The organism is Isoptericola sp. Y541 (genome assembly GCF_059445465.1).
The window spans coordinates 64,250-76,732 of the sequence record NZ_JCAIUJ010000005.1 but is presented as its reverse complement, the minus strand read 5'-3'; the positions used below and the strand labels follow the sequence as shown (position 1 = coordinate 76,732).

Here is a 12,483-nt window from a genome sequence, read left to right as displayed (position 1 = left end):
CAGACGGGCCCCCCGACGTCACCGGCGCGAACCCACCTCGCTGACGTTCCCAGCCCTGTCGATCGCCCGGTACTGGAGGGTGATGCTGCGACCCGGCAGGTCGAAGACGGGCCGACCGCCCGTGTCGGACCACGGGGTCGTGATGTCCCGCCGACCCGCCTCGATCCGGTAGCGGAACTGGACCCTCGCGACTCCGGAGACCTCGTCGGTCGCCTCGATCCGGACGAGGAACCGCGAGCGCGTGCGCTCGGCGGTGACCTCCGGCGGGGTTTGATCGATCTTGATCCTGATCCTCGTCCGTTCCGAGACGTTGCCGGCCGCGTCGGTCGCACGCGCGACCACCCGGTAGACCCCGTCGTCCTCGAGCACCAGCGGGCCGTCCTGCTCGGCGAAGTCCCCGCCGTTGACCCTGACCTCCACCAGGGGGTCCGGGTCCTGGTCGTCGGTCGCCGAGAACTCCAGGCTCACCGGCGTCGTGTACCAGCCCCGCCTGCCGTCCGGGTCCTCCGGGTCGGCCGTGATCTCGACGCTCGGTGCCGTCGTGTCCGCGGGCACGACCAGCTCGCCGGTCGCCCGGATGTCGGCGGACGAGCTACCGACGAGCAGGGGCACCGTCCCGGTGGGCGTCACCCACTCGCCGGCGTCGACGTCCCAGTACTGCAGGGACCTGCGGTCGATCGGGACCTCCACCTCGGCGCTCTCGCCGGGCTCGAGGCTGACGCGCTCGAAGCCCGCCAGCGCGAGGTCGGGTGTCTCCACGGCGTCGGTGGGCAGATTCCCCACGTAGGCCTGGACGACCTCGGTGGCGGCGGCGGCACCCGTGTTGGTCACGGTCGCCGTCGCGGTGGTCGCGACGGGATCCGTGCCCTGCGGATCCACGGGCGGCGCGGACACGGCGTCCTCGTACCCGAACGAGGTGTACGACAGCCCGTGGCCGAACGGGAACAGGGGCGTGGCCCCGTGCTCGATGTAGGCCTTGTACCCCACGTAGATGCCGTCGGTGTACTCGGTGGTCGGATCCACCTCGTCGATCTGCAGGAACGGATCCTTGATGCCGACCTCCTCGAGCTGGTCCTGGTCGACCGGGAACGTGACGGGCAGCTTCCCGGAGGGTGCGACGTCGCCGAAGAGCACGGCGGCGACGGACTCGCCCTGCGTCTGGCCCGGATACCAGGCCTCGAGCACGGCCTCGACGTCGTCGAGCCATGGCATCGTGACCGGGCCGCTGGTGGCCAGCACGACGATCGTGTTGTCGTTGACCTCGGAGACCGCCTCGATCAGCGCGTCCTGGTCCTCCGGCAGGGTCAGCGTGCCGCGATCGGCAGCCTCGCCGGTGTAGTCGCGAGCGACGACGACCGCCGTGTCGGCCTCCGCCGCGGCCTCGACCGCCTCGTCGATCGTGGGGTTCGCGATCTCACCTTCCGGCGGGGTCCAGCCGAACCGGATCATCGCACCGGGCTGGTCGTTCAGGCCGCCGTTGAACTGGTTGGGAGCGTTCGTCTCGTAGCTCACCTCGACGAAGTACTCCTCGCCCTCCTCGAGGTCGACGGACACCGACTGGGTGCCGTAGGTCGTCCCCGGGTCGTCGAGGAGCTGCTCCCGGTCCACCAGCAGCTTCGCCCTGCCGAGGTGGCTGAGCGACAGCTCGTAGGTGCCCGTCGCCGGGGCGGTCAGGGTGCCGCTCCAGACCACCGAGATCGGCTGCACGGCGAACTGCGTGCCGGGGCTGGGCACCTGGGAGGTGTTGATCGTGTCCTGGGAGATGCCGCTCCGCCAGTCCACCTGCTCGTCGGTGCGGATGAGCTCCGGCTGCCCGGGGAACCCGGTGCCCAGGAAGTAGAAGCCGCTCAGGCCCTGCTCGTCCGCGCCGCTCGAGGGAGTGAGGACCGACGACGGCACCGGCACAGGTCCGGGCAGCGTGCCGGACAACGACACGGGGTCGGTGCCCTGCGCATAGGTGACGTCGGTCTCGGCCCGCTCGGTGATCCCGTCGAGGATCGTGGTCAGCTGCGCGGGGTACTGGATCGCGCCGCTGCCACCGCCGTCGATGTAGTGGTCCGCGTCGGCGCCGATCACGGCGATCGACCCGTCGCTCTCGTCCAGCGGGAGGGCGTCGTCGTTCGCCAGCAGCACCGCCGACTCGTCGCCGACGCTGCGAGCGACCGCGGAGTGCTCGTCGATCGCCTCCTGGTCCAGCGGTGTGGACTCCGGCTGGGGGTACTCGAAGGAACCCGGGGGCGGGTTGTCGATGATGCCGAACGCGAAGAACGTGCGCAGCACGCGCCGCGCGGCGTCGGTCACCCGTTCCTCGGAGACGAGGCCGTCCTGCACCGCCTGCACGAGGTTCTCACCGGAGTACTGCACGTCCGGCCCCGCCACGTCCAGGCCCGCCTCGTAGTCCTCGAACGAGTGCACGGCGTTGAAGTCCGACGACACGTAGCCCTTGAACCCGAGCTGGTCCTTGAGGATCCCGTTGAGCAGCTCGTCGTTGCCGCACGAGTACTCCCCGTTGACCTTGTTGAAGGCGCACATCACGGACCCGGCATCGGCATCCTGCACCACCTTCTCCCAGGGCCTGGTGTACACCTCCTGCAGGGGTCTCTCGTCGATGACCGCGTCGACGTGGCCGCGTCGGGTCTCCTGGTTGTTCAGGTTGTAGTGCTTGACGATGGTGTAGACCTCCTCGCTCTGCGTGCCGCTGGTCTGGGCTGCGGCGATGGACCCACTGACCAGCGGGTCCTCACCGAAGGCCTCCCACATGCGGCCGTTGAGCGGGGTCGTGAGCAGGTCCATCGTCGGCCCTGCCAGCCCGTTGAAGCCGAAGTACCGGGTCTCGTTGCCCGCGACTGCCCCGTAGGCGTCCGCCGCGTCGGTGTTGAACGTGGAGGCGAGCGCGATGCCGACGGGCAGCGCAGTCGACTCCGTGTCGGTCGTCGCGACGCCGCAGCAGCCGTCCTTGCCCCGGATGCCGGGGACTCCGTACTCCGGCAGCCCCGGCCCTCCGGACTGGATGAGGACCGTCGCCTTCTCCTCCAGGGTCAGCTCGGCCACCAGGAGGTCGGCGCGTTCGTCCGGCGACAGGGAGGTGTCCATCCAGGGTTCGTCATCGACGGCGGCGATCGCTGGTGCTGTCAGCCCGAAGCTCATCACCCCCGCCACCGTCAGTGCGGCCATCGTCTTTGAGGTCAGGCTTCGTGTCTTCATGTCCGTCCAGATCGTCTGGAGGCGGCGGCATCGTTGTCGGTGTCGTCAACCCGAGGCGGTGCCCGGCCCGCTCGTTCAGCGGCGTGCCGCGCGTGGGGAGACTTCACCTCGACGATACAAAGGGGGTGCTGGCCTCACAAGCCAACTGAGGGAAGCTCTTGATATCCTCAGGACACCGTTCTCTGCTCGAACCGCACGAGGTCCACGGCGGCGTAGGAGTCGGTCGGTTCGCCGGTGCCGTCGCGGGGCCAGGTCTCGAGATCGACCGGCCCGGACAGGTCGGAGCCCACCGTCATGACGAGGGTGACGAAGAACGGCTGGTCGAAGGGCCAACCGCCCGCCGCCCGTGGGTCGGAGGCCTCGGCCACCTGGTACTCCTGCCCGTCGATCGCCCACGCGATACGCGACGGCTCCCAGTCCAGCGTGTGCTCCGCCCACCGGTCCACGAGCGACGGGACGTTCCCGGTGGCGGAGATGGGGGAGCCGCCCGAGTAGCCGGGGCCGTGGATCGAGGCGAAGGGCGAGTCCGGTCGGGCCAGCGCGACCTCGGTGGCGTCGATCTCGCCGCACGCCGGCCAGCCGACCTCGTCGATGTCCTCGCCGTACAGGGCGACGGCGAACCCGATCCCGGTGCCGGGCCCCAGCAGCTGGCGCGTGGTGAGGCGCCCGTAGGGGCCGACGGTCAGCTTGCCCTTCGACGAGACGCTCCCTGCGACGAAGCCGTAGCCGTCGCGGCCCGACGCCCGAGCGCGCAGGACGAGGTTCCCGTCCTCGACCGACACCAGCGCGGGGTCGTTGTACTGCAGCTCGCCGAGGTCGCGGTTGCCGCCGTAGTCCGCGGGGGTCCACACCGCCGTGTCCAGGCCCTCGGTGAAGTCGTCCTGCCACACGACCGTCCACTCGCCCGCGGAGGCCTCCGCCTGCGACGACGCCGATGCGGAGGGCGACTCGCGCCCGCCGCCCGGTGAGCAGCCCGCAGCGCCGGCCACGAGGCCGAGTGCGCCGAACCTGAGAAAGGCCCGGCGGGACGGCGCGGCGTGCGGTGACGACTCCACGAGCACCCCCAGGGCTGCACGGCCATCAGAGCTGCAAGCACTGTAGCTCCGGCATCGGCGGCCCACCCGAGCGGCTGCGCCGATCTCGCCCCGGGCCCTACCGTGACGTCCATGGCAGAGCCGCTCCGACCCGCCGCTCGACCGCACCCGGCGTGCCCCTCGCGCTCCGACGTGCCGCGATGAGCGACGTGCCCGCCGCGCGCCAGGCCGTGCGCGTGCTCGCCTACCTCGCCGCGCAGGCCGGGCCGTCTCCCGCGGCGGCGGTCGCACAGCACCTGGGTCTGCCGCGCTCCACCGTCTACCACCTGCTGTCGGTGCTGGTCGACGAGGGGTTCGTGACGCACCTGCCGGAGGAGCACCGGTACGGCCTCGGCACGGCGTCGCTGTCCCTCGGCTCGGCGTACGCGCGGCAGGCTCCGCTCGCCCGGCTGGCGCGGCCGGTGGTCGCACGGCTGGTGGAGACGACGGGCGAGAGCGCGCACCTCGCCGTCCTCCACGGGCGCGAGGTGCTGTACCTGGTGGAGCAGCGGGCGCCGCACCGGCCGTCGCTCGTGACCGACGTCGACGTCCGGCTCCCCAGCCATCTCACCGCCAGCGGCCGGGCGGTGCTCGCGTTGCTGCCCGTCGCGCAGGTGCGGGCCCTGTTCCCGACGCCGGCCACGCTCGCGGACCGCACCGGCGTCGGGCCGCGCACGTTGCGCGACCTACGGGAGGTGCTGCGCGACGTGCGCCGGCGCGGCCACGCCACGGAGGACGGCGAGGTCACGACCGGCCTCGCGTCGGTCGCGCACGCCGCGCTCGACCACATGGGCTACCCGGTGGCGGGCGTGGCGCTGACCTTCTGGTCCGACGACGTCGACGACGGGCGCCGCGGCGAGCTCGCGCGGTCCGCAGGCCGGGCGGCTGCCGAGATCAGCCGCCGCCTGGGCGCCCGCTGACCCTGCTTCGCCAACCTCGGCAGGGCATGTCGTGGCCGGGCCTACCGGAACGCGGTCACGTGCTGCCGGGCCCACTCGGCGAACGATCGGGCCGGGCGGCCGAGCACCCGCGCCACGTCCGGGCTCACCTGCTGCTCGTCGGGCGTCGGCTCGCCGAGGATCGCCAGGGTGGTCTCGACGACCGGCGCGGGCATGAACGCGAGCAGCTGCTCCCGGGCTTCCTCGCGGGTCTGCTCGACGAACGCCACGGGCTCCCCGAGCGCCGCACCGATCGCCTCGGCACGCTGCCGCGGCGTCGTCGTCTCCGGGCCGGTCAGCTCGTACTCCCGGCCGGCGTGGCCGGGCTCGCGCAGCGCGGCCGCGGCGACCTCCGCGATGTCCGCCGGGTCGACGGTCGGCAGCCCGACGTCCGCGAACGGGGCGGCGACCGTGCGGGAGCGGCGCACCGGCTCCGCCCAGGCGAAGGCGTTCGAGTCGAAGCCACCGGGCCGCAGGACGGTCCAGTCCATGCCCGAGCCGCGGACCGCGTCCTCGAAGGCCCGGCCGGTGCCGCCGTGGGACGCCGAGCCCGGCCGCGTGCGGACCCCCTGGGACGACAGCAGCACGACCTGGGTCACGCCGCCGGCCTTGGCCGCGTCGAGCACCTGCTGCGGGTCCACCGCGGAGGCGCTGGGCCCGCCGTCCTGCAGGAAGAGCGCGCGGGCGCCGTCGAGCACGGGCCGCAGGCTCTCCGCGACCGTGAGGTCGGCCCGACGGTGCGCGACGCCGAGCGGGACGAGGTTGGGCGAGATCCCGCGCGAGGTCGCGACGACCTCCTCGTCCCCCGGGGCGAGCAGCCGCACGAGCTCCGCGCCGACGTTCCCGGTCGCTCCTGTCACGACGATCATGGTGATCTCCCTGTGCTGGTCGGTCGAAGGCCCGTGATCGGGCGACTCGTGGGACGCTAACAACGTGGAGATAGTAGGTACCTACAGGAAAGTATCGGCGGGCTCGGCGACGGGCGGGCGCGCGGCGCCCGCGGGCACCGACCCCGGGCAGGCATGCCCGATCTCGCCAGTCGTGGACATCGTCTTCAGCCGGTGGACCACGCCGATCCTGTGGTCCCTCCATACCTACGGCCGGCACCGGTTCGTCGAGCTGGAGCGCCGGATCGACCGGATCACGCCCAAGGTCCTCACCCAGCGGCTGCGGCAGCTGGAGCGCGACGGGCTCGTCGTGCGCACCTACTACGCGGAGGTTCCCCCGCGCGTGGAGTACGAGATCAGCGACCTCGGGCGCAGCCTCGCCCCCCTCTTCGCCGGGCTCGCCGACTGGGCGGGGGAAAACCTGCCGACCGTCGATCGTGCACGGACGGAGTATGACGAGGCGGGCCGGCCCTCCCCGTGACCGGCCCGGACACGCGCCGGCGACCCCCACTGTGTGCAAGATCTCCACAGCATCTGTGGAGAACGGCCTGTGGGAGCGTGACCGCGCAGGGCAGAATCGGCCCATGACGTCAGCGACGACATCGACGAAGGGTAAGACGACGACCCGTCTTGCCGCAGCGAGCCTGCTCGCACTCGCCCTGATGCTCGGCGCCTGTTCCGCCCCCGCCGACGTCGAACGGTTCATCGCCGACGCGCAGAGCCAGGCCGAAGCCATCGAGGACGACCTGCAGCGACTGGAGGAGCAGGTGTCCGGGCTCCCCGCCGCACTGAGCGGAGACGTCACGGACGCCGTCGCCTCCGCGACCGCCGCCACCGATGAGGCCCGCGCGGCGCTCCAGAAGGCCAAGGACTCGAAGGACGGCGCGGTCGTCGCCCTGGAGGACGCCCAGGTGGCGCTCGAGGCGGCTTCCGCCGAGGTCAAGCACGTGACCGGCGAGGCCGCCGACGCCGGCGCCGGGGACGTGTCGCGGCTGCTCGGCAACCTGCAGGAGCAGATCGACGCCCTGCGCGGCGAGACGGAGAACGCCGCGACCTGACCACACCGATCGCGGGCTCAGTCCGGGTCGCTCGGGTCCAGCGGCAGGTGGTGGTCGAGGTTGGTGACGCCGCGGCGCCAGTAGCCCGAGATCGAGACCTGCTCCGCCGGCAGGCCCAGCTCCCGCCGCAGGTAGCGGCGCACGGGCACGAGGTCGCCGGCCTCGCCGAGCCCGACGACGAGCTCGTCGTCCTCCAGTCCGCCGAGCGAGCGCACGGCCTCCTCCACCTGTCCCGGGCCGTCGGTGCGGTAAAGGATCTCGACGGTGGCGCGGCCCAGCTCGTCCTCGACGTGCGCGTCGTCGACGTCGTCGCCGATCTCGACGATCGCCGTCACGGGCACGTCCGGCCCGACGGCCGCGACCCAACGTGCCAGGGCGGGCAGGCCGGTCTCATCACCGACGAGGGTGAGCCGCCCGACCCCCTCCGGCACGCCGACGCTGCCGCGCGGCCCGGCGAGCACCAGCTCGTCGCCCTCGGCGGCCCGCGCCGCCCACACGGACGCCGGCCCGTCGTCGCCGTGCAGCACCCAGTCGACGTCGGCCTCGGCGACTCCGTCGGTGCCGTCGGCCGTCCGCGTGGCGCGCACCGTGTAGTCGCGCGAGATCGAGACGCCGCCCGTGGGCCGCTGCAGCCCGCCGTCGGCCGCCAGGGTCGGGGCGTGTAGCTCGCCCGTGGCGGGGTCGGGCAGGAAGACCTTGGCGTGGTCCTCCGGGCCGGGCGCCTGCAGCGCCGCGAGCGACGTCGGCGCGGCGGGGTCGGCGCCCTCGACGTCGCGGAACGTGGTGCGGCGCAGCGAGCCGCTCAGCTCACGGACGGCGTGCACGCGCACGCGGCGGGGGACCAGGTCGAAGCGGGTGCGGGGTCGGGTGAGCACCCGTCGATTCCATCACGCCCGCGCCGGCCTCGACGGGGCCGGGTGCCGGACGACGACCAGCCGTGCCCTGTGGGCGGCGCCGCCTAGCCTCGCGACCATGACCGATACGACTCCGGTGCTCGCGGGTCCCGACATCACCGGCCGAGGCCGCTCCCTCAACCCCTTCGTCATCGTCGACGGCGCTGCCGACCTCATCGCGTTCTGCGAGGACGTCTTCGGTGCCCAGGAGAACATCGAAGCCCGGGCCGCCACCCCCGCGGGGTCGCTCATCCATGCCGAGGTCCGGGTCGGGGACTCGCTGCTGCTCCTGGCCGACGTCCAGGAGGGCTGGCCCGTCCGGCCGGCTTCTTTCAGCTCTGGGTCTCCGACCTCGACGTCGTGCTCAACCCGGCCGGGGAGCGGGGAGCTCGGGTGGTCACGCCACCCAGTCCGTTCTACGGCGAGCTCACCCTCGCCCGGATGGCGGACCCCTGGGGGAACCTGTGGTGGCTCTACGCTCCGACGCCGGGCCAGGCGGACCCCGTGCCACACTGGGACGGAGGGTCGGACGTCGTCTTCCGGACCCTGGACGAGCACCTGCGCTCGACCTCGCGCTGACGCCGCGCGCGCGGCTCAGCCGAAGAAGACCCGCAGGTCGGCGACGACGTCGTCCGGCACCTCCATCGCCGCGAAGTGGCCGCCGCGCGGGAACTCCGACCAGTGCTCGATGCGCGCGTTGTCGCGCTCGGCGAGGCTGCGGATCGTCTGGAAGTCGTCCTTGAAGACGGCGACGCCGAGGCGGCCGGTGCTCACGACGGGCTCCGCCCCGGAGCGCTGCTCCGCGTAGTGGTACCGCGCTGCCGTGGCGTAGGTGTTGGTGAGCCAGTACAGCGTGGCCTGCGCCAGCACCTGCTCCGGCGTCACCAGCGAGGTGCCGTTGCCGAAATTCTCGAACAGCTCGGAGTAGGCCAGCGTGGCGACCGGCGAGTCCGCCAGGCCCGCCGCGACGGTCTGCGGCCGCGACGCGTTCATGGCGTTGTACCCGCCCACCGACTGGAACCACTGCGCGTGCCCCAGCGCCGCGTACTCCTTCGGGCCGAAGTCGTCCATCTCCCCCGGCGCGCCGGTCGGGAAGGAGAAGAGGTGCAGCACGTGCGCCCCGAGGAAGCCCTCCGGGTCGAGGATCGCCAGCTCGCGGGAGATCATCGCGCCGCCGTCGCTGCCGTGGATGCCGTAGGAGTCGTAACCGAGGCCGCGCATCAGGGCGTCGTAGGTGCGGGCCACCCGGGCCATGGTCCAGTCCGCGCCGACCAACGGCGTCGAGAAGCCGAAGCCGGGCATCGAGGGGATGACCAGGTGGAACGCGTCCTCGGCGCGACCGCCGTGGGCGACGGGGTCGACGAGCGGGTCGATCATGTCGAGGAAGTCGAGCACGGAGCCCGGGTAGGTGTGCGCCAGCAGCAGCGGCGTCGCGTCGGCGTGCGGGGAGCGCACGTGCAGGAAGTGCAGGGGCTGCCCGTCGATCTCGGTGGTGAAGGCCGGGGAGTCGTTCAGCCGGGCCTCGATCGCGCGCCAGTCGAAGCCCTTCCAGCGCTCGACCATGTCGCGCAGATAGGACTCCGGCGTGCCGTACTCCCACGAGTCGCCGGGGGCGGCGGGGGCGAAGCGGGTGTGCTCGAGGCGCCGGGCCAGGTCGTCCAGGTCGGCCTGGGGAACGTGGACGGTGAAGGGGCTGAGCTCGAGGCCGGTCGTGGTGTTCATGGCGTCTCTCCCGGGTCCGTTGCGGGGCGGCTGCCTCGCTGATATGTCCGACACTACGAGCGGTTCAGGAACGGTTCTTTCCGCTATTCTCGACCTCTTCGGACGAGTTTCGGGAGGACATCGATGGGCTCCACGTCGGCGCGGATGCTCGCCCTCCTCGGGCTGCTCCAGTCCCGGCCGGACTGGTCGGGCGCGGAGCTCGCGAGCCGCCTCGACGTCACCGGCCGCACGGTGCGCAACGACGTCGCGCGGCTGCGCGAGCTGGGCTACCCGGTCGACGCCGTGCGCGGCCCGGGCGGGCGCTACCGGCTCGGCGCCGGCGCGCGGCTGCCCCCGCTGCTGCTCGACGACGCCGAGGCGGTCGCGGTAGCGGTCGCCCTGCGCGCCGCGACGGCGACGGCGGGGTTCGAGGAGTCCGGGCAGTCGGCGCTGACCAAGCTCGAGCAGGTGATGCCCGATCGGCTGCGCCGGCGGCTGTCCGCCATCCGCGACGCGAGCACCACCGGTCCGGAGAACACCGGGTCCAACGTCGAGGACCCGGCGGTCGACTCGGCCACCCTGGCCGGCGTCGCCGACGCGATCCGCGACCACCGGGGCCTTCGCTGCCTCTACCGCGACGAGCCCGTGGAGCTCGAGCCCTACCACCTGGTGTCCTGGCAGCGCCGCTGGTTCCTGGTGGCCCGGACGGTCGGGGGCGACGCCGCCACCGGCACCTGGGCCCCGTACCGCGTCGACTGGCTCCGGCTACGCACGCCCGGCGGGCGCCGCTTCAGCCCGGCCGAGTTCCCGGGCGACTACTCGGAGTTCGTGGTGCAGGAGGTCGCGCGCACGGGCTGGGCGGTGCACGCCCGCATCACGGTGGACGCGTCGGCTGCGGACGTGCTGGCGCGCATCAACCCCGCCGTCGGCACGGTCGAGGCGCTGCCGGACGGGCGCAGCGTGCTCGTGACCGGCGGCGACAGCGTCGAGGTCGTCGCGGTCTGGATCGGCATGCTGGGGCTCGACTTCCACGTCGCCGAGCCGCCAGCCCTCGTGGAGCACCTGCGGGCGCTGTCCGCGCGCTACGCCGGCGCGGTCGCCGGTCGAGCCGTCGTTCGTCGGTCGAGCATGCGTACGTCGGTCGGGCCAACGCCGTCCTGAGCCCGTCGAAGGGTCGAGACCACGAACCAGGTTTCGGCAAACTCAACCGGCGAGTGGCGGGGCGATGGTGGCGCTGCGGCCCCGGCTCCGCGACACTGGCCTGGTGACCGATCCGTACCAGCCCGGCGAGCCGTATCAGCAGCCGGGCCAGCAGCCGCAGCAGCAGCCCCAGCCCGGATACGCCCAGCCGGGATACACCCAGCCCGGCCCGCCGCAGCAGGGTTACCCGCAGCAGGGCTATCCGCAGCAGGGGCAGCCCCCGCCACCGCCCGGCTATCCCTACCCCGGGTACGCGCCCGAGCCCCCCGGCCGGACGATGGGCATCGTGGGCTTCGTCCTGGCCTTCGTGATCGCGCCCGCCGGGATCGTCGTGTCCGCGATGGCGCTGTCGGAGTCGAAGCGGGCCGGCGTCGACAACCCCCTGGGCAAGTGGGGCCTGTGGCTGTCCATCATCTTCACGTCGATCGCGGTGCTGTACTTCCTGTTCATCATGCTGTTCATGGTGGGCGGGTTCCTCAGCGTGTTCTCCAACGTCCCGCCGTACTCGGACTACTCGGCCGGCCTCAGCACGGTCTGACCTTCGCTACGTCAGCACCCGCAGCGGCGCCCCCGCCGCCCAGGCGGCGACGTCCTCGACGGCCTGGGCGTAGAACGTCTCGTAGGTGGCCTCGGTGACGTAGCCGAGGTGCGGGGTCAGCACCGTACGCGGCGCGGACCGCAGCGGATGGTCGGCGGGCAGCGGCTCGACGTCGTACACGTCGAGGCCGGCGCCGGCGATCCGGCCGTCGTGCAGGGCGGCGAGCAGGGCGTCCGTGTCCACGAGCGGCCCGCGCGAGGTGTTGACGAGGTAGGCGGCCGGCTTCATCCGCGCGAGGTCGCCCCACCCGACGATGCCGACGCTGCGCGGGCTCAGCTTGTAGTGCACGGTCACGACGTCCGACGTCGCGAAGAGCTCGTCCTTCGGCACCGCGCGCACGCCGGCCTCGGCCGCGCGGGCGGCGTCGAGGTGCGTGCTCCACGCGACCACGTCCATGTCGAACGCGAGGCCGATCCGCGCGACCTTCGACCCGAGGCGGCCGAGCCCGACGACGCCCAGCCGGCGACCCGCCAGGTCGGCGCCCACCGTGTGCTGCCAGCCGCCGTCGCGGACGGCCCGGTCCTCGGCCGGCACGTGCCGCAGCAGGGCGAGGATCAGCGCCCACGCGAGCTCGGGCGTGGCGTTCGAGGGCGAGTCGGTGCCGCACACGACGACGCCGCGCTCGCGGGCGGCCGCCAGGTCGATCGAGGCGTTCGCGCGCCCGGTCGTGACGAGCAGCCGCAGGTCGGGCAGGCGCGCGAGCCGGTCGGCGGTGAACGGCGTCCGCTCCCGCATCGCGACCACGACGGCGTAGCCCGCGAGCGCCGCGACCACCGCGTCGTCGTCGGGCAGGGGTCGGTCGAGGAAGTCGACCTCGGCCCCCAGGCTCGCCCAGTCGGCGAACCGGTGGGCGACCTGCTGATAGTCGTCCAGGACGGCGACGCGCACGATGCTCCTCCTTGTCGTGGGTGGGGTGATGTTCGGTGGTGGG

General features: G+C 72.9%; 12 protein-coding genes. 6 read left to right on the top strand and 6 right to left on the bottom strand.

What is annotated here, in order from left to right:
- Window positions 1-18: 18 nt before the first annotated feature.
- Together AC1C2V_RS12305 and AC1C2V_RS12300 are read right to left on the bottom strand one after the other, a co-directional pair.
- Window positions 19-3,204, bottom strand: a complete 3,186-nt coding sequence (locus AC1C2V_RS12305; protein WP_495389908.1) for a glycoside hydrolase family 3 protein — start codon at window positions 3,202-3,204, stop codon at window positions 19-21.
- Window positions 3,205-3,371: 167 nt separating this feature from the next.
- On the bottom strand, window positions 3,372-4,259 hold the full coding sequence (locus AC1C2V_RS12300; protein ID WP_495389907.1) for a glycoside hydrolase family 16 protein: 888 nt from the start codon (window positions 4,257-4,259) through the stop codon (window positions 3,372-3,374).
- Between the two features lie 179 nt (window positions 4,260-4,438).
- On the opposite strand from AC1C2V_RS12300, the gene AC1C2V_RS12295 reads away from it, so the two are divergent.
- A complete protein-coding gene (locus AC1C2V_RS12295; protein WP_495389906.1) occupies window positions 4,439-5,197 on the top strand; it encodes an IclR family transcriptional regulator in 759 nt (252 codons plus the stop codon).
- A gap of 41 nt (window positions 5,198-5,238) precedes the next feature.
- Here AC1C2V_RS12295 and AC1C2V_RS12290 read toward each other — a convergent pair whose 3' ends face one another.
- On the bottom strand, window positions 5,239-6,084 hold the full coding sequence (locus tag AC1C2V_RS12290; protein ID WP_495389905.1) for an NAD(P)H-binding protein: 846 nt from the start codon (window positions 6,082-6,084) through the stop codon (window positions 5,239-5,241).
- 64 nt (window positions 6,085-6,148) lie between these two features.
- Between AC1C2V_RS12290 and AC1C2V_RS12285 the strand changes: the two genes are divergently transcribed.
- Together AC1C2V_RS12285 and AC1C2V_RS12280 are read left to right on the top strand one after the other, a co-directional pair.
- A complete protein-coding gene (locus tag AC1C2V_RS12285) occupies window positions 6,149-6,583 on the top strand; it encodes a winged helix-turn-helix transcriptional regulator (protein ID WP_495389904.1) in 435 nt (144 codons plus the stop codon).
- Window positions 6,584-6,686: 103 nt separating this feature from the next.
- Entirely contained in the window at window positions 6,687-7,160 is a 474-nt protein-coding gene (locus AC1C2V_RS12280) for a hypothetical protein (RefSeq protein ID WP_495389903.1), read from the top strand.
- Window positions 7,161-7,177: 17 nt separating this feature from the next.
- On the opposite strand, the gene AC1C2V_RS12275 is transcribed toward AC1C2V_RS12280, so the two are convergent.
- On the bottom strand, window positions 7,178-8,035 hold the full coding sequence (locus tag AC1C2V_RS12275; protein WP_495389902.1) for a siderophore-interacting protein: 858 nt from the start codon (window positions 8,033-8,035) through the stop codon (window positions 7,178-7,180).
- Between the two features lie 411 nt (window positions 8,036-8,446).
- On the opposite strand from AC1C2V_RS12275, the gene AC1C2V_RS12270 reads away from it, so the two are divergent.
- Entirely contained in the window at window positions 8,447-8,632 is a 186-nt protein-coding gene (locus AC1C2V_RS12270; RefSeq protein ID WP_495389901.1) for a hypothetical protein, read from the top strand.
- 15 nt (window positions 8,633-8,647) lie between these two features.
- On the opposite strand, the gene AC1C2V_RS12265 is transcribed toward AC1C2V_RS12270, so the two are convergent.
- Complete coding sequence (locus AC1C2V_RS12265; protein WP_495389900.1) at window positions 8,648-9,775, bottom strand: epoxide hydrolase family protein; 1,128 nt, start codon at window positions 9,773-9,775, stop codon at window positions 8,648-8,650.
- 123 nt (window positions 9,776-9,898) lie between these two features.
- Here AC1C2V_RS12265 and AC1C2V_RS12260 point away from each other — a divergent pair, with 123 nt between their 5' ends.
- Window positions 9,899-10,915 (top strand): helix-turn-helix transcriptional regulator, encoded by a 1,017-nt coding sequence (locus AC1C2V_RS12260; RefSeq protein ID WP_495389899.1) that lies wholly within the window; start codon window positions 9,899-9,901, stop codon window positions 10,913-10,915.
- 103 nt (window positions 10,916-11,018) lie between these two features.
- On the top strand, window positions 11,019-11,492 hold the full coding sequence (locus tag AC1C2V_RS12255) for a hypothetical protein (RefSeq protein ID WP_495389898.1): 474 nt from the start codon (window positions 11,019-11,021) through the stop codon (window positions 11,490-11,492).
- A 6-nt stretch (window positions 11,493-11,498) separates the two neighbouring features.
- Here the strand turns inward: AC1C2V_RS12255 and AC1C2V_RS12250 are convergent, their stop codons facing one another.
- On the bottom strand, window positions 11,499-12,440 hold the full coding sequence (locus AC1C2V_RS12250; RefSeq protein ID WP_495389897.1) for a D-2-hydroxyacid dehydrogenase family protein: 942 nt from the start codon (window positions 12,438-12,440) through the stop codon (window positions 11,499-11,501).
- Between the last annotated feature and the right edge of the window lie 43 nt (window positions 12,441-12,483).

What these genes read in the sequence shown, in the direction of transcription:
- AC1C2V_RS12305 (WP_495389908.1), bottom strand. Translation starts at nt 3,204, where the DNA reads ATGAAGACACGAAGCCTGACCTCAAAGACGATGGCCGCACTGACGGTG.
- AC1C2V_RS12290 (WP_495389905.1), bottom strand. Translation starts at nt 6,084, where the DNA reads ATGATCGTCGTGACAGGAGCGACCGGGAACGTCGGCGCGGAGCTCGTG.
- AC1C2V_RS12265 (WP_495389900.1), bottom strand. Translation starts at nt 9,775, where the DNA reads ATGAACACCACGACCGGCCTCGAGCTCAGCCCCTTCACCGTCCACGTT.
- AC1C2V_RS12280 (WP_495389903.1), top strand. Translation starts at nt 6,687, where the DNA reads ATGACGTCAGCGACGACATCGACGAAGGGTAAGACGACGACCCGTCTT.
- AC1C2V_RS12260 (WP_495389899.1), top strand. Translation starts at nt 9,899, where the DNA reads ATGGGCTCCACGTCGGCGCGGATGCTCGCCCTCCTCGGGCTGCTCCAG.
- AC1C2V_RS12295 (WP_495389906.1), top strand. Translation starts at nt 4,439, where the DNA reads ATGAGCGACGTGCCCGCCGCGCGCCAGGCCGTGCGCGTGCTCGCCTAC.